11 protein-coding genes and 2 tRNA genes are annotated in these 16,865 nt (G+C 71.1%); 1 reads left to right on the top strand and 12 read right to left on the bottom strand.

All coding sequences use genetic code 11. From position 1 onward, the window contains the following. Window positions 1–29: 29 nt before the first annotated feature. The 12 genes from ElP_RS07125 to ElP_RS07070 all read right to left on the bottom strand — a co-directional run bounded on the left by ElP_RS07125 (window position 30) and on the right by ElP_RS07070 (window position 14,657). On the bottom strand, window positions 30–2,774 hold the full coding sequence (locus tag ElP_RS07125) for a hypothetical protein (protein ID WP_145267955.1): 2,745 nt from the start codon (window positions 2,772–2,774) through the stop codon (window positions 30–32). 144 nt (window positions 2,775–2,918) lie between these two features. After that, window positions 2,919–2,991 (bottom strand) — tRNA-Met (locus ElP_RS07120). Between the two features lie 232 nt (window positions 2,992–3,223). Then, window positions 3,224–3,296: transfer RNA gene (locus tag ElP_RS07115), tRNA-Met, on the bottom strand. 114 nt (window positions 3,297–3,410) lie between these two features. After that, window positions 3,411–4,808, bottom strand: a complete 1,398-nt coding sequence (locus ElP_RS07110) for a glycosyltransferase family 87 protein (protein WP_145267954.1) — start codon at window positions 4,806–4,808, stop codon at window positions 3,411–3,413. Window positions 4,809–4,914: 106 nt separating this feature from the next. Then, window positions 4,915–6,972 carry a hypothetical protein gene (locus ElP_RS07105; protein WP_145267953.1) on the bottom strand — a complete coding sequence of 686 codons (2,058 nt, stop codon included), beginning with the start codon at window positions 6,970–6,972 and terminating at the stop codon, window positions 4,915–4,917. Between the two features lie 541 nt (window positions 6,973–7,513). Next, the gene (locus ElP_RS07100; protein WP_145267952.1) at window positions 7,514–8,467 is read right to left on the bottom strand and encodes an acyl-CoA desaturase; all 954 of its coding nucleotides are present in this window, start codon (window positions 8,465–8,467) and stop codon (window positions 7,514–7,516) included. 224 nt (window positions 8,468–8,691) lie between these two features. Then, the gene (locus ElP_RS07095; RefSeq protein WP_145267951.1) at window positions 8,692–9,921 is read right to left on the bottom strand and encodes an exo-beta-N-acetylmuramidase NamZ family protein; all 1,230 of its coding nucleotides are present in this window, start codon (window positions 9,919–9,921) and stop codon (window positions 8,692–8,694) included. Next, window positions 9,918–10,850 (bottom strand): N-acetylglucosamine kinase, encoded by a 933-nt coding sequence (locus tag ElP_RS07090; protein WP_145267950.1) that lies wholly within the window; start codon window positions 10,848–10,850, stop codon window positions 9,918–9,920. Before ElP_RS07090 ends, ElP_RS07095 begins: the two co-directional genes overlap by 4 nt. Continuing rightward, window positions 10,847–11,752, bottom strand: a complete 906-nt coding sequence (gene murQ, locus ElP_RS07085) for an N-acetylmuramic acid 6-phosphate etherase (protein ID WP_145267949.1) — start codon at window positions 11,750–11,752, stop codon at window positions 10,847–10,849. Before murQ ends, ElP_RS07090 begins: the two co-directional genes overlap by 4 nt. Window positions 11,753–11,863: 111 nt before the next feature. Beyond that, window positions 11,864–13,678, bottom strand: coding sequence for an Hsp70 family protein (locus ElP_RS07080; RefSeq protein ID WP_145267948.1), 1,815 nt, complete (start codon window positions 13,676–13,678; stop codon window positions 11,864–11,866). Window positions 13,679–13,701: 23 nt separating this feature from the next. Continuing rightward, window positions 13,702–14,181 carry a DUF2760 domain-containing protein gene (locus ElP_RS07075; protein ID WP_145267947.1) on the bottom strand — a complete coding sequence of 160 codons (480 nt, stop codon included), beginning with the start codon at window positions 14,179–14,181 and terminating at the stop codon, window positions 13,702–13,704. Between the two features lie 98 nt (window positions 14,182–14,279). Beyond that, the gene (locus ElP_RS07070) at window positions 14,280–14,657 is read right to left on the bottom strand and encodes a hypothetical protein (RefSeq protein ID WP_145267946.1); all 378 of its coding nucleotides are present in this window, start codon (window positions 14,655–14,657) and stop codon (window positions 14,280–14,282) included. A 438-nt stretch (window positions 14,658–15,095) separates the two neighbouring features. Between ElP_RS07070 and ElP_RS07065 the strand changes: the two genes are divergently transcribed. Then, window positions 15,096–16,838: a hypothetical protein gene (locus ElP_RS07065; RefSeq protein ID WP_145267945.1), complete on the top strand. Its 1,743-nt coding sequence runs from the start codon at window positions 15,096–15,098 to the stop codon at window positions 16,836–16,838. Window positions 16,839–16,865: the final 27 nt, after the last annotated feature.

The raw sequence follows: 16,865 nt of genomic DNA, 5'->3' as shown, positions 1-16,865 counted from the left end.
CGCCCGGGGTCCCGACCTGGGGCCGCCGATCAGTCGCCGGAGGGCCCGTAGGTCCGGCCGTTGACGGTGCCGACCCGGATCCGCATCGGCTCCCGGAGCGACTCCCCTCGTCCGTCGAGGGCGGTATTCCGGCCGGTCGTCACCGACAGCTCTCCGGGGTCGAGCGACGGCAGCTGGCCGATCGTCATCGCGACCGGGGGCTCCCCGGCCGAGGGCCGATCGCCCCCGGTCCACCGGAACGTATTATCCGAAACCGAAGCCGTGAGATAGACCCGACCCCGGTTCGACTTCATCCCCGGCCCGTGATGCACGGCGATCAGGCCCCCCAGGGCGGTGTCGACGACCGAGTTAGACGCCACCTCCAGGCCGAACTGGGGCGTGTGCGACCATCCGTAGCCGAAGGGCTGCGTGCTCACGTAGCCCGACAGGCGGAAGGCGTTCGCCCCGCCGAACAGCCGGTTCTCCGCCATCCGGGTGCCGTAGTGGTTCCCCGTCAGCACGACGTTGTGCGCCTCGGTGCTCCCCCGGCAGTCGATCGTGTTCCCCTCGATCACCGTGTCGACGAACCCGGGGGTGATCGCCACGTCGAACTCACCGACCGGCAGGGGAGGATCCAGCAGGAAGGCATTCCGGTCGAGGACCTGGACGACCTTCGACCACCGCCCCGCCTGGGGGCCGGAGAGGACCGAGGCGACCTCGCCGACGCTCGGGTGCTCCCCCTGGGGCTCCGGGATCGCCAGCACCCGGCCGTCGTCGGACTGCCCCGCGTGCCGCCCTTCGAAACGCATCAGGTACGACTCCGTGAGCAACACCTCGGGCGCGTTCGGGTGGGGCCGCTCGTCGTCGTCCATCGGCCCGACCCCGATCACCATGTTGCCCCGGATCGTCACGCCGACCCCCCGGTCGGCCAGCGCGAGGAATCGATACAGCTTGCCCGATCCCGGCTCCGGGCGGATCTCGTTGTCGAGGATCTCCAGGTCCCTGGTCGACCGGCCCGACAGGAAGGAGCCGGAGAACGTGCCGGGCTGCGTCCCCCGATGCCGGTTGCCCGAGATCCGCCAGGGCCCGTTGAAGAGGGTGATCTCCCCGCCCTTGAACGCGCAACGCTCGATCGCGCCGGAATCCGTGTCGATCAGGCGGATCGTGTTGGGGGCCCGCTCCCAGTCGCTCGACGCCGGGGGTGCCTCCAGGTCGAGGTCCCGGATTTCGACGTGGACCGGCCCCCCCGGGCGCGTGCCCAGGTTCGGGACCCCGACCACCGCCCCTCCCCAGTGGGCCTTCGGGTCCCAACGCACCGGCCCGTCGAACCGGATCCGGATCCCCGAGATCGACGTCCTGCCGGCCCCCCGGATGGCGACCGCCTCGCCCCAGGGGGCGTCCTCGGCGCGTTGCCGGAACCGGAGTTCGGCATCGGGCTCGCCGAGAAGCGTCGTCGGCTCCATCAGGTCCAGGGGCCGGTCGAGTCGATGGGTCCCCGGGGCGAGGACGATCGTCCCGCCCTGCCGGGCCATCGCCCCGAGGTCCTGCCCCTCCCCGACCCGGATCCGTCGGGCCCGGGGGGCCTGGAACCGGCGGAGCGGGTCACACGGTCCCCCGGCGACGCGGACGATCGACGAAGCCCCGTCCTCGTCGATCAACCGGAGGGTCAGTTCCTCCCCGTCCAGGGGCCGATACGGCGAGAATGTGAGGAGCAAGGTCCCGGCCCGAGGGCCCTCGGCCAGGCCGAGCGGCCTCGTCCGGTCCCCGACGAACGGCAAGGGTTCCCCGCCGGATCCATCGAAGGCCCAGGCCCCGCTCACCCCGTCGCTGAGCACCGCCCCCCTCGGGCGACGCGTCGGGCCCACGGCCACCTCGACCCGGACCGTCCCCTGCTCGTCCTGGCCCAGCCATCGCGCCCCCGCCGACGACTCGGAGGCGATCGGCAACGCCGGTCGGGGCATCCGGCGGCCGACCGGCACCGAGCCGATCTCGAAGGCGACGCGATCCTTCGTCCCGTTGTTATAAGACAGTTCGACCAGTCCCCGTTTCCCTTCGATCCCGTCGACCGGGGCCAGGATGAGCGACGCCCGGGTCCGGTCCTCGGCGGGCCGGACCAGCGTCGCGTCGTTCAGGCCTTCGGGGTTCGGGCCGAAGGACCAGCTCGGGCCGCGCTCGACCCGGATCGTCCCCCCCGTCACCTCCGGGTCGGGGGCGAGGCGGGCCAGGTCGATCCTCACGTCCTCGAGACCGTCGGGCCCGACCGAGGGTCCGGGGCCGGCCCGATCGACCCCCGCCGGGCCGGCCCATCGGGCGGCAAGCCGGACTTCCGGCATCCGGGCCATCGGGTCGGCCGGCCCCCCCTGCACCGTCGCCGACCCGCGACGCCCCCCGGACAGCTCGAGGGCCACGGCGAAGGCCCGGCCCGTCTCGACGTGGCTCGGCTCGACCGAGATCCGGGCCTGACCGGATGCGGGTCCCCGCTCCAGGTCGGCCGCCCAGTGGCCACCCGGGCCCTCGTAGTTCCACTCGTCCCGACCCTGACCCCGGACGACGACGCGTTCGACCTCCGCGTCCTCGGGGAGTCCCGAGATCTCGATGACCATGTCCTGGACGCCGTTCGGCCCGGGCTCGGCCGACCGGCCGACCCGGTCCGTCCCGACCTGCCCCAGCCATCGGGCCGAGATGGGGACATCCTGGATGCCGGGACCGGGATCGATCGCCGCAGCGGTCGCCCGACCCGGGCCGATCGCCCCGAGGCCCACGACGGCGGCCGTCCCGAGGAGTGCCATCCTCATCGATCGCCTCCCCCTCCCCGATCCCTCGGTGGGGCTCGCCCAGAAGGTGCGTCGCGGACGGTGGGGGACCGACCGGGGCCAAAAACGATCATCGCCGAGGCGGGTCGAATGACCTCGACCCTCGGCGAAGGCTTCGGAGAGGAGTTGCGCCGGTAGGAATCGAACCTACGACCTCCAGGTTATGAGCCTGGCGAGCTAACCGCTGCTCCACGGCGCGAAGGAGAGGTTAACAGAATGCTGTGCGGGAGCAACCCCAACATGTTCGACCATGCCGAAGAATGCGGAATCGGCCCGAACCGAATCGCTCGCGAGTCAGTGCGGCCCGAGAATGAATGCACATGTCCGAGCCGACAGGTTCGTCGAGGACATAGGGTTGAGAACCGAGATGAGTTTTGAGCGGGCCGGGGAGGAGGGAGCCCGATCTGAAGGAAGAGAGTTGATGTGAGAAATTGCGGCGGTAGGAATCGAACCTACGACCTCCAGGTTATGAGCCTGGCGAGCTAACCGCTGCTCCACGCCGCAAAGACATCATAGCGAAGCGGGCCCCGGAGTCAAATCGATCCGCCCCCCGGCGGGCCGATTTCACCCCGGGGCCGGAGAACATTGGGCCCCGTCGACGCATCCGACGGCATCCGATCAGCGGGATTCCGCCCGGAAGAGGCGGCGACGCAGCTCCCGGACGTGGGGCCTCAGGAGTCCTTGCTCCATCCCCGAGGGATCCGGCGGCGTCGCGACGGGTGCCTGGCCCTGCTCGCGTCGCAGGACGATCGCCGTGCCGACGTACAGCGCCATTCCTGACCAGAAGAACATCCCGTAGAAGAGGGCGAGCTTGTGCCCCTCGCCGCCCGCGAACAGGCCACCGACCTCGCTGGAGGTGCTCAGCATGAGCAGGGAGGAGAGGCCGATCAGCGTCCCCAGCACGTTCCAGAACCGTCGGGAGATCGGGTACGCCCAGAGCCGGAAGATCAGGTACGTGTAGGGCAGCAGCACCGTCACGTAGTGGTGCTTCCAGCTCCGCTCCGAGACGATCAGCATCGTCAAAACGACCAGGCTGAACTCGCCGAAGAGCCGGGGGTCGTCCCTCCGCTTCGGGTCGGTCCGGCAGAGGAAGGCGAGCAGTCCCACCATGCCCAGGGCCATCGCCTTGATGGCGTAGACCACCGCGTCGGGGTTCAGGGCCGCGAAGTTCTTCCCCGCGAACAGGGGGACGTACCGCCCCTCCCCCGTCTGCTGCTCGGTGAAGAACCGGCTGATCACCCCGGCCATCGACTGGTTGATCTCGTGGTCGCCCACCTCGTGATCCATCACGAACGGCCGGAGCATCCGGTGCCACCACATGTGCAGGCACTGGCCGTTGAACTCCGGGCCCAGGATCAGGCTCGGCACGATCACCAGGAACAGGCCCAGGCCCAGGAACGTCGAGCCGACCGTCCGCCACGACCGCTTGTACATGAAGTACGGGACGAACAGCGCCGGCGTTACCTTGTAGGAGATCGCCAGCGCCAACGCCAGCCCCGCCAGCACGTCGTACCCCTTCCGCCAGGCATACAGCGATGAGACGATCAGGAAGAGGATCACCAGGTTGTTATTGCCGTGGTGCAGGTCGCTGAGGATCGGCCGGAAGCTCAGCAGCATCACCAGGAACTGCGCCCAGGCCGGCACCGGCCTGACGTCGTCCGAGTCCCGGGCCATCCGGAAGCAGAAGACCACCGAGAGTGCCGTCAGCCCGACCTTGACGTAATACCAGACCATCGACGCCACCACCGGGGGCATCGAGGTCAGCGGGTAGAGCGTCAGCGGGAAGATGGGGGGATTCGGGAACATGTACCGATCCCAGATGTTCACCCCCTCCTGCAGCTCCTCCACCTGGTGCAGCCAGCGGATGATGGCGCTCCGCTCCTCGGCCGCCTTGAGCGAGTAGATGCCCGAGGCGACGAGGACGGTGATCGCCAAAGTGATCCAGACGGCTCGTCGGCCGTTGCGACCGGTGTCGGGGTGGCAGTCCCCCGACGTTGACGCTGGCGCGGGCGGCACGGCAGACTCCTTCCTTGGAGATGGCCAGGGGCTCGGCGGTTCGGTCCCGCCCTCGTCGAGGCGTCCGGGGAGATCCCGCCTCCGGCCGATCCCATCCCGGGACGGCTCAAGGCGGGGAGTCCCACTCGATCGTCACCGGCCCGTCGGGACGGGCCAGGCCGATGAAGGGGACCGGGTCGCCGGGCAGCTCGACCGCCCGCAGCAGCCCCGGAGGATCACTCCGGAGCCCCGGGACGGAGTGATACCGCAGCACGATCATCCCGTCAACATCAGCGGACTCCGGTTCGACCTTCAGCCGACCCGCCTCCGCCTCCACCGTCGCCCGCCCCCGGATCGCGTCCCCCTCGAACCCCCGGACCCGGGCGATCAGGATCGACCCCCGTTCCTCCAGGATCTCGCACAGGTCGGGGTTCTCCCGGCAGAACGTCCGGGCCCGGGGGGACCAGCAAACAATCCCCTCCGGCCCGTAGAGCTCGGCGAAGCGCTCGAAGTCCTCACGGCCCCAGTCGGCAATCCCGAAGAGCTGCCCCATGCCGAACTGGGTGAAGTTCTCCCGGATCGGGACGTGCAGGAACGGCCCCCCGATCACCTCCACCCCGGCCAGGCTCGGCAACAGGCCGCCGAACCTCCGGCCGCCGAACGGCTCGACAAGTTCCTCCGAAGAGCGTCCACCCTCCTCGTAGAGGATCCGGTCGCCGGGATCGAAGTTCGCCTCGATCGCGTCCACCAGCCACCGCTGGTCCTCCCCCGGCTCGCTGGCCAGGTCCGGTGGGGTCCCGGTGGCAGGGCCGGGAAGGATCCGGGGCATGCCCCCCCCCGCCCATTCGATCCGGGGGATGGGGTCCCTGCCCGTGTGGATGCGGGCCCCCTGGAGGAGCGACGGCAGGAAGAGCCGGATCCCGACGAGCAGCAGGCCGAGCGCCACCCAGCGGTCCAGCCTCGACGGCATCGGCCGGAGTCGCGCCCGCAGGGCCCCCCAGCCGAGCCCGGCCGCCGCCGCCGCCCCGGTGTAGGCGGCGTACGTGTTCCTCCCCGGCTCGAACGCGTCGAACGCGCGGAAGGCCCCGGCCAGGTAGCCCCAGAAGAACCCCGCACCGACGAACGTCCCCAGCGCCACCGCCGCCGACCGCCTCCTCGGCCCCGAGCTGGCCAACCCGATCAACGCCCCGGCCAGCAATACCGCCTGGATCGGCCCCTGGGACGGCTCGGAGAGCCCCAGGATCTGCCCGAGCCGGGGCAGGACCCCCTCGGTGTGGTAGAACCCCAGCCCCCGGGAGAGCCTCGTCTCCCAGAGCGTGACCGCCGGCAGCCACCAGAACCAGTTGGCCGCCAGCACGATCGGCGGCATCAGCCAGAGGCCGACGTGCCTCGACCATCCCGGCTTCGGTTCGAGCCTCCCCCGGGCCCGGACCATCCACCCGTACGTCGCCAGGACCGCCGGCCCGACGGTCAGCGCGCACAACGGGTGGACGAAGAACACCAGGATCGCCCCCAGCGTCGCCGCCAGCCACCGGCCGAATCCCCCCCGGGCGAGGTAGCGCTCCACCAGGGCGAGCACGACCATCCCCAGGGGGATGACGAGCAGGAACGACACCATCCCGAGCCCCGCGTACGCCAGCGGGAAGTCGGTCCACAGGTAGACGAGGAAGAGCGCGGTCCCGCAGCAGAGGGCGTCGCCCCGCCCCCCCCAGATCCGGATCGCCATCGCCACGAGCAAGGGCAGCGAGCCCATGGCCAGCAGGACGAGTAGCTTGTACGCCCTCGCCGGGTTGTCCCCGCCGAAGGCCGCGACCCAGGCCTCGATCATCGTCCCGGAGGGGTCGGAGATGATGCTCTTGGCGTACCCGGACATGAAATACGGGTCATACCCCGCCGTCGTCCCGTTCTGGTTCAGGAACGACCGGGTCACGACCGCGTTGTGGTAATGCATCGGGTGGTCGTGCATCGCCGGGGGCCACGGGCTTACGACCTGCGACCACCCGCCCTGAAATCCGACGCAGCCGACGGCATGAGCCCCCAGCATGAGCAAGAGCAGGATCCCGTGATACCACCGGGTCCGGCGGAGCGGGGCGGCCACCGTGGCGGGGGCGGCCGGGGGACGCCCCGGGGCGGTCCCGGCCCTGGAGTCCTCGGCGGACGTCGAGGCGATCGGATAGCCGGCCATTGTTCCGGAGCCTTGTGGGGGGACCGGGGCGGATGACCGGGGAGGCTCGCCCGGGGACGATCGGGGTCGGTCGGGGAATGCGGCCCGCAGGATTCGAACCTGCAACCAAGGGATTCGAGGGCCCCCGCGTTTCCGCGGGGCTCGGACTATCTCATCCTCCCCGACGACCGGGGACGGTCGCCTTGGAGGCCGGGCGCTCGAGGCGGGGGTTATTGTTGGGACTCACCCCGCTAGTCTCTGAACCGTCCTGGCCACCTGAGCCCGACCAGGCTTGGCTGCGGATCGCCGTGCCGGTCGAGGACGGATGCCCTCGCCCGGGTTAGGGTTCCCGCAATTCACCCGGTTCGCGTCCGGGGGTCGCCCCCCGGCGCCACCATTTCGTTGATGAGTCCCCTGCTCTAACCGTTGAGCTAGGGCCGCAAGTTCGAGGCAAGACCATCATGGCCCCGGGCCCGGTCCCGTGCAAGGGGATCGGGCCTCGGGGCGCTCGACGATCATCGCGGAGTCAGGTCCGCACCGGGTGCGGACGGTCGGCTCGCGTTCACTTGGCCGCGCCGACGACCGACTTGGGCTTGCGACGGCGCCTCGGCTTCTTCGAGGCCGACCGGGCCCGGGACAGCGACGCCTCGCCCGTCGCCCCGGCCGTCGCCCGGATCTTCGGCAGCTTGATCGCGTGCGACAGGCCGACCCACGACATCGCCTTGATGGCGATGTAGGTCATGTCGACCTCCCACCACCGGAGCCCGTGCCGGGCCGATGTCTGGAAGGCGTGGTGGTTGTTGTGCCACCCCTCGCCGTAGGTCAACAGCGCCACCCACCAGAGATTGGTCGAGGAGTCCCTCGTCTCGTGGGACCGGTAGCCCCAGACGTGCGTGGCCGAATTCACCAGCCAGGTGGTGTGCAGGACCAGCACCGACCGGACGAAGAAGCCCCAGACCAGGAACGGCATCCCGCCGATCGCGTAGAGCGCCGCCCCCAGCAGCAGCGGGAAGACGATGAAGTACCGGTCGAGCCAGACGTGGACCGGGTCCTTCACCAGGTCCGGCGCCCACCGGGCGTGGTAGGCCGGCGTGTGCACCGAAGTGATGTCCGGCGTCATCCACCAGAACATGTGCGCCCAGCCGAACCCTCCATGCACCGGGCTATGCACGTCCGTCTCCTCGTCGGAGTGGGCGTGGTGCCGACGATGGTCGGCCACCCAGTGGATCGCCCCCCCCTCCGAGGCGGTGCAGCCCACGATCGTCAGCGCGTACTCCAGCCACCTCGGACGCACCGCGAAGCTGCGGTGCGTCAGCAGGCGGTGGTAGGTCATGCAGATCCCGATCCCGCCGGAAACCCAGTGCAGGAAGACGCAGACGGCCAGGGCCTGCCACGTGAAATAGGCCGGATTGAACGCGAGCAACGCCCCCGCGTGCAGGGCCCCGATCCAGAGCAGCGGCGGCCAGGCGAGGCGGGTCACCCGGGGCTTGGGCTGTGCCAGGGTCTCATTCGTCATGACGTTTCTTCGTCTGCCTTTCGGGGAACCTGGGGGGGATGACCGCGGCCAGGAAGGTCGGGAAGACCGGAGCACCTGGTCCAAGGCCAGAAGGCGGGGGGTTACGGTGTTCCTGGCGGAATCCCGTCGGGTGCATAGGACGGCATGACTCGCCGTTCTCGCACCGGTGCGGGGAAAAACATTCGACTTCAGCACCGGGACGGGCCGAAGGGCCGGCCGATTCGTCAGTTCGATCCCTCGTACAGGAGCGCCGGGCCTCGCCGCTCGACGAAGGAACGCGAATCCTCCCCCCATCGGGCCTTCAACGCAAGGCACCATTGTTCGAGGTCGAGATCCGGCTCCCGGGCCGCCTGCTCGATCGCCTCCCGCTCCAGGGCGGAGCCGAACAGCAAGTCGATCGCGATCGGCGACCGGATGAACTCGTACGGCTCGGTCCGCCAGGAGAATCGGCCCGGATCGGCCCGGACGGCGAGCAGCAACAGCTTCAGGTAGGTCTCCAGGCCGGAGAACGCGCGGGGGTCCTCCACGACCGGCTGGACCCCGAAGCACGTCTCGCCCGCGAGCTTCTGGAATTTCGGCCGAAAGGCGATCGGCCGGAACCCGGCCCCCGGCTGGCCCGACATCTCTTCGACCATCTGGTAGGACGCCTCCTCCAGCCAGGGGGCCCCCCAGAATTCGAAGGGCCGGGTCGTCCCCCTGCCCTCGGAGAGGTTGGTCCCCTCGATCAGGCAGGCCCCCGGGTAGACGACGGCCGTCCCGGCCGTCGGCATGTTCGGCGAGGGGGGGATCCAGGCCAACCCCGTCTCATCCCAGAGCTGGTCCCGGGTCCACCCCGAGCAGGGGGCGACGTCCAGGTCGAGGTCGAGCCTCCGCTCGTCCCGGTACAATCGGGCCAGTTCCCCGATCGTCATGCCGTGCCGGATCGGCATCGGGTAGGCGCCCACGAAGCTCTCGAACCCCGACCCGACGGTCGGCCCCTCGACTACCGCCCCCCCGAGCGGATTGGGTCGGTCGAGCACGAGGAACCCGCACCCCGCCCGGGAGGCCGCCTCCATCGCGTAGAACATCGAGGCCGCAAAGGTGTAGTAACGCGCCCCGACATCCTGCACGTCGAAGACGATCAGGTCGAGCCCGGCCAGGTCCTCTCGACCGGGGGAGAGACTTTCCGGTCCCTCCCCGTAGAGGCTGACGACCGGCAGGCCGGTCCGGCGATCCGACCCCGATCCCACCCCTTCCATGTCCTGCGCCTCTCCCCGCAGGCCGTGTTCGGGCCCGAACAGCCGGGCCAGTTCGACCCCCGGTGCATCGTGCAGGAGGTCGATCGCGTGACGATAGCGCCGGTCGACGGCGCTCTGGTTGGCGATCAGGCCGACCTTCCGCCCTCGAAGCCGCGCGAATCGCCCCTCGACCAGGGAATCCAGGCCGGTCGCCACCCGAGGGCTTTCGCCGATCATCCCAGTGCCCTCCTCGCCAGCATGACCGCCCCGGCGACCGGCTCCTCCACCAGGCCGACCGGCCCGATCCAGTCGCCGAGGAGCTTCAGGACCTCCACCCGCAGCCCCTCGGCCGCGAGCAGGAATCCCCCCGCCACCGCCAACGGGGGGGGATTCGGCGCGTCGTCCCATCCGGTCGACTCCCGGACCGCGACGACCAGGTCGGCCAGCTCCTCGGCGGCGGGGCCGAAGATGTGGTCGCGGACCTCGATGTCCCCGTCCGCGCACGCGACCACGATCCGGGCGAGGCCGGCGATCCGGGCACGGTCCCAGGCCGGGCCGTAGAGCACCGAGACGATCTCCCCGGGGGACGGCACCCCCAGCGCCTCGCAGAGTCCCCCGGTCAGCGAGTCCTCGGCCGGCCGATCCGATCGGCCGTCGAATCGCCGGGCCACGAGCCGGAGCCCCGCCAGGGCGACGGAATAGGCGCTCCCCTCGTCGCCGATGAGCGGACCCCAGCCCCCGGCTCGGGCCGACCGCCCCCCCGGGGCCTTCCCGACCGCGATGGAGCCGGTGCCGGCGATCAGGGCGATCCCGAACCCCTCCGGGGTCCCCGCCGCCAGCACGAGGTCGCCGTCATTGGCCGGGACCAGCCGGCCCGCCCAGCCGCCCTGCTCGCACCAGGAGGCGAGCCGGGCCCGGTCGTCCGGCCGGTCGAACCCCGCGAGGCCGAGGCAGGCGACCGCGACCGGCCGATCGCCGATCCCCGCATCGGCCCGGGCGGAGTCGATCGCCTCGGACAGGGCCCGCCTCGCCCGGTCGTCGCCGACCGCCTTCGCGTTCGAAGGGCCGGCGGTCCCCCGGCCGAGGACCGTCCCCCCGGCGTCGGCCAGCCAGGCCTCGGTCGAGGTGCCGCCGCCGTCGACCCCGATGACCAGCGGATCGCTCATCGGAGGGCCGCCTCGACGGCGCCCCGGACCTGCCCCGCCGAGTCGTCGAGCAGACGATCCGCCGAGGCCAGGTCGACACCCGCCATCGCCATCACCAGGGCGGGTTTCAAGCGGCCCCCGGCCTGGTCCAGGAGCTCCCGTGCCCGATCGTCATCGACCCCCGCCAGCTCCCGGAGGATCCGTCGAGTCCGGATCCGGAGCTTCTGGTTCGTCGGCTGGAGGTCGACCATCCGATTGCCGAAGGTCTTGCCGATGAGGACCATGGCCCCGGTCGTGATCATGTTCAGGACCATCTTCGTCGCCGTGCCCGACTTCAATCGGGTCGACCCGGCGATGATCTCCGGCCCGACCCGCGGGGCGATCTCGATGTCGACCCGGTCACCCAGCAGGCTCGGCTTGTTGCAGGCGATGCCGACCGTCGTCGAGCCGATGGCCCGGGCCCGTTCGACCGCCCCCAGGACGTAGGGCGTCCGCCCCGAGGTGGCGATGCCGACCACCACGTCCTTCCCTGTCACTCCCAGCCCGTCCAGGTCGGACGCTCCCTGAGTCGGGTCGTCCTCGGCCCCCTCGACGGCCCGGGTCAGCGCGGTCGGGCCCCCGGCGATGAGGCCGACGACCATCCCGGGGGGGGTGCTGAAGGTCGGTGGGCATTCCGAGGCGTCGAGCACCCCGAGCCTGCCCGAGGTCCCGGCCCCGGCGTAGATCAGGCGACCTCCGGCCCGGAACCGTTCGGCGACCACTTCGACCGCCCGGGCGATGGCCGCCTCCTCCGCCCGGACGGCCGCGACCACCTTGGCGTCCTCGACGTTCATCAGGCGGACGATCCCCGCCGCGTCGAGCATGTCGATCCGATCCGAGGCCGGGTTGCGCGCCTCGGTGAGCAGGTGGTCTTCGGGCGCCATCGGTGTTCGATTCCAGGGTGACCTGCGGCAGGGGGCGGGTCGTCGAGGCGGGGTGGGGTGAGGTCCCCGTCGGTCCCCTCCGCCGATCGTCCCCCGTGCCCGGCCCGGGGGTCAATCCTCGAGCGGGTCTCGGACGTTGAATTCCAGTTTGTAGCGACCCGGGGACCGCGTCCCCTCGCACCAGAGTTCCAGCGTGCCGACCTCGGTGACGATGCTCTGCAGGGTGACCGGGACCACATCCCCCTGCTCACCCTCCTGATCGCCGAGCGAGGTGACCAGCGGGGAGAGTTCCTGCAATTCGTCGGGCGACCAGCGGTCCAGTACGGCGCCGATGGCGTCTTCCCGCCTCACGGTCGACGCCAGGAACCGGAACTCGGCAGACTCCCCAACGACCAGGCCGAGCCGAGACCCGGGCACGTCGGCCTCGGTCCCCTCCTCCATGCCGAAGGGCACGACGCAGAGCGCCTTGATCGGCGTGGGGACCCCGGGCACGGCCGGGGCGGAGGTCTCGATGCCGACGTAATAGGACCGGGGCACGCCGCCCCGGATCCGAATCCCCTTGCCCCGGCGGACCATCCCGTAGTAGGCCGCCCCCCGGGCCACGGCCAGGTCCAGCTCGGCCGATGAGAGCACGGTGATCGGGCCGCCCCCCCAGGCCGAGAGCGTCTCGGCCACGCGGGCCCTCAGGCCCTCGGCCCGGAAGACGCCGCCGTTGAAGAGCACGGCGGTCGGCCGCGCCACCTCCCCGGTCGAGGGGAGCGCGTGGCCCTGCCGGCCCAGGAAGCGGGCCAGGTGCCGGGTGATCGCCGGGTCGGCCGCGTACGGCAAGCCGATCTCGGTCAGGCCGATCCGACGCCCGCGGGCGGGCTGGTCGGTCACCTCGCACTCCGGGAAGAAGCCGTCGAGCAGGACCCGATGGAGCGTCTCCCGGGTCAACTGGGCCTTGATCGCCCCGCCGATCACCTTCGAGCCCCTCCCCAGCACCGACACCGACGCCGAATCGGCCTTCGGGTCGGTGAAGAGCGATTCCTTGGCGGCCCGGCAGGCGTAGGTCAGGCCGACCCGCTGCGTGGGATCCAGCCCTTCCATCCCCCCCGGGATCGTCGCCGCGACCGCGTGCGCCAACGCCAGGTCCATGTTGTCGCCGCCGAGCAGGATGTGCTCGCCGACGGCCAGGCGGTTCAGCTCCAGGTCGCCGTCCCGCTCGGCCACGCCGATCAGCGTGAAGTCGGTCGTCCCGCCTCCGACGTCGCAGACGAGGATCAGGTCGCCGACCTTGACCCGCTTCCTCCAGTCGTCCCCCGGCTCCGAGAGCCAGGAGTAGAACGCCGCCTGCGGCTCTTCCAGCAGGGTGACCTTCTCCAGGCCGACCGACTTCGCCGCCTCCACCGTCAACTCCCGGGCCTCGGCGTCGAACGACGCGGGCACGGTCAGGTAGATCTGCTGGTGTTCGAGCCTGTCCTCGGCCGACTTCCCCGCGATCCGAGCGTCCCAGGCGTCCCGGAGGTATCCCAGGTATGCCGCCGACGCCTCGACCGGCGAGAGCTTCGCCACCTCATCCGGCGCGTTCCTTGGCAGGATCGCCGCGCCCCGGTCCACCCCCTCGTAGCTCAGCCAGCTCTTGGCCGAGCCCACCAGTCGGGCCGGCACCTTCGCCCCGTGCTCCCGGGCAAACGTGCCGACGATCCGCCCCGCCTTCTTCGTCCAGGGTAGGTCGATCGCCCCGGGGGGGAACTCCTTCTCCGATGGCAGGTACAGGAACGACGGCAGGACCGGACGGTCGGCCACGTCGTTGGCCGCCACCAGCTGCGGGATCGCCAGCGACCGGACGGGCGCGGGGCGGTCCTCCGTCGCCTCGGTCGAGTCGACGTAGGCCAAGGCGCTGTTCGTCGTTCCCAGGTCGATGCCGACGACGAATCGGGACATGGGGGCGTTCCCCTCAGCTCGGGTCAGGACAGCTCGACCTCGGCCGGGGCGAGCACGGTCGACCCGTCCCGGGTCGAGGGGGTCGCGGGGAGGCGGGCGGAAGAGACCCGCCAGCCGTGGTGCTTCAGCGTCCCCCGGAAGGGCCCGGCACCCGAGACGTTCCCCAGCAGGCGGACCGCCGCCGGGTCGAAGTCCGGCTCGACCGACACCGGGGCCCCCTCGTCCTGCGGCAAGACCTTCTCGACCGTCAGGTACTCGGCCATCGCCTTGCGGCAGCCCCGGTGGATGTCCCGCACCGCCGCACCGACCTGATCATCCGAGTACCCGTCGATCTCCTCCTGGAGGAAGTCGATCAGGCGGCCGTCGCGCTGCATCAGGGCGAGGATGCGGAGGTCGGGCCCCTCCGCCGATGGAGGCCCCAGGGCAATCTGGATCCGCTCGGCGCGCTCCCGGTCCGTCAGGGCGTCCCAGAAGGCGCGAAGCGACAACATGAAGCGATTCAACCGAGCCCTCCCCCGACACTCGACCTCGCTCATCGGCCCGGACCTCGTGGGGTCCCGCCGCGCAGGCGTCCCCCCCCGCCGGTCGCCCGGACGCCCGATCAGTCTACCGGGAGTTCCACGTCAAGGGAACGGCCCGACGAGGAGTCGCGGAACAGCCCGACCCGGGGAGACTTGGAGGACAGCCTGGTGTCCTCCTCCGGGAGCCCGGCGACGGCCCCCGACTCCTCCCCGGCCGCCGATCCCTCGTCGCCCCGGCCCATCAGGTCCACGTCGGTGAACGGGGCCCGGACGCGGAGCCCCGGTTCCGGCCGCGCCGAGAACAGGCCGGGCGACTTCGGCCGGGCCGTCGAGGGGGTGCCCCCCAGCAGGCCCTGACGCTTCTGGGCGCAGCCGACCGCGGCCAGGCCCACGGCGACCACGACCAACCATCCCGCCGAGCGGCGGGGCCGAGCGAAGAGACGCCCTCCGTTGCGCATGTTCCGACTCCTTCCGGGTCCGGGCTCGATGGGGGTCGACCGTTCGACCGGGCCCGCCCCGCCCCGGCCGTCGGGCCGGGCCGTCTCGGGCCAACCTGAGAGCATAGCGCGCCGATCGGCCCCCGGGGGGAGATCCGGCCCGATCCCCGGCGCCTCCCCCGGGCACGACCGGCCCGTCCGCGCCATCGGGACCGACCGTCGGGACCCCCCCTCCGGCTCGAACCGGGACGCCCGATCCATGCGGACGCCCGGCGACGATTCCGGCCCCCCGGGGATGGAGTCGGGTCGAGCCGGAGGCCGAACCTCTGGATCAGACACCGAGGTCTGCCGCCTCAGGTGCCGCGCCATCGCCGCGGGCCGGAGAGGTTCGATCGGGGTGGACCCGTACGGCGGCCATCGAGCGAATCGTTGATGCGGCAGTCGAGGAGGGAATCTTCCATGAATCGAGAGACGCGGCGGCAGGCGACCCGGAACCGACCCGATCGGGTCCAGCCCAAACTGAAGCTCGAGACCCTGGAATCGCGCCAGCTCCTCTCGGGGGGCGCCGCCCAGGACTACGACGACCTGATCCCGAGCCTCCTGTATCGGAGGGTCGAGCACGACTACCCGCCCGTCCAGCGGGCCCACCCGATCGGCGACAGCCCCTTCGCCCAGACACTGCTGGACAACGACGGCAAGATCCTCACCGGACGCCTGCCCAACGGCACGGAGTACTCCTTCACCGTGCACGGGCCCGGCGTGGTCATCGTCACCGACGTGACCCCCAACGACGGTCTGCTCGACTCCGAGATCGACACGATCCAGCTCGTCGGCACCGACCTGAACCGGACCTACGTCACCGCTCAGACCAACTCCGGCTCGACGACCTTCAACGACGGCCTCGTCGGCTTCAACCGCCTGATCGCGGCCGACGGCGTCGCCTCCATCATCCTCAACGGCTTCGTCCTGAGGGAGACCGGGGAGATCCCGACCGGCACCCCCCGGATCGAGCTGCTCGGCGGCGTCCGGACCCTGAATTTCAACGCCATCGAGACCTTCAGCGACCCGGTCCTCGACCAGCCCGTCGACCTGATCATCGGCGACCCGTCGACCCCGCTGCGGGCCCGGCCCAGCATCCGGATCGACCGGATCTTCAACACCTCGGTCGACGGCTCGACCGGCGCCCTGCCCGGCGTGCCCCAGACCACCCCCACCGTCCGGTTCCTCGTCAACGGCCAGATCCAGGACCTGGAGCTGGGCTCCGTGACGGCCAACCCGGTCCCGTCGTTCATCGACGCGCAGATCTCCCCCCTCTCCTACACGGGGAGGACGGCGATCCAGGCCTTCGGCGTCGACGGGATGAAGGTGGTCGGCTCGGCCCGCAACCTGACGCTCAGCCGGACCGGGCAGCCGTTCGTCAACCGGTTCAGCGGCATGGACCGCGTCGGCCACGCCTACTTCGGCGGCAACGCCGACGCCGTGGCCATCGACGCCACCAACGGCCAGATCGGCCGCCTGAAGTTCCTCCGGGGGCTGGGCAACCCGGTCGGCTCCTCCGGCTCGCTGCTGGAGGCGGGCATCCCCCTGGGCGAGCGCGGCTACCCCTCGGCCGGGCTGCTCGGCGGCGTGATCGCCGCCCGACGGATCGGCCGGTCCGAGTTCGGCCCCGCCAACCTCGTCCGGCAGATCCCGCCCGACCCGGCCGCCGTCCAGCTCCGAGGCCCCGGCACCATCAATTACGTGACCCGCCCCGGCGCCGCCACCACCAACGTGACGATCGCCGCGGACGACTCGATCGGCGACACGAACGTCGTGGGCGACCACCGCAACAGCCTGATCGCCGCCGGGTACGACTACATCGCCTTCCGACAGGGGCTCGACCCCGTCCGGCAGCCCAGTCGGGTCGGTCGATACTCCCAGCGAGGCGACCTGGTCGACTCGGTGATCGCCTCCTCCTACCGTTCGGTCGACGGCGTCTACGGCAACGGCAACGACCTCGCCGGCAACGGCACCATCGTCGGCCGACTCCGGGGCAACCTCTACCTCAGCCCCAGCGACGACATCGACGCCACGCCGGACGGCACCCCGCTGGTCCGGGGCGCCGGGTTCTTCGCCCGACGCCTCGCCGGGTATCTGCCCTCCGTCGGCGGCCTCCAGGCCCAGGCCCCCAGGCGGGTCGACAGCGTCCTCGTCCGGCTCTGATCCCGAGGACCGACCGACTCGAAAGAC

It is taken from the genome of Tautonia plasticadhaerens (assembly GCF_007752535.1).
Classification (GTDB): domain Bacteria; phylum Planctomycetota; class Planctomycetia; order Isosphaerales; family Isosphaeraceae; genus Tautonia; species Tautonia plasticadhaerens.
This window is presented reverse-complemented; position numbering and strand designations above follow the sequence as displayed.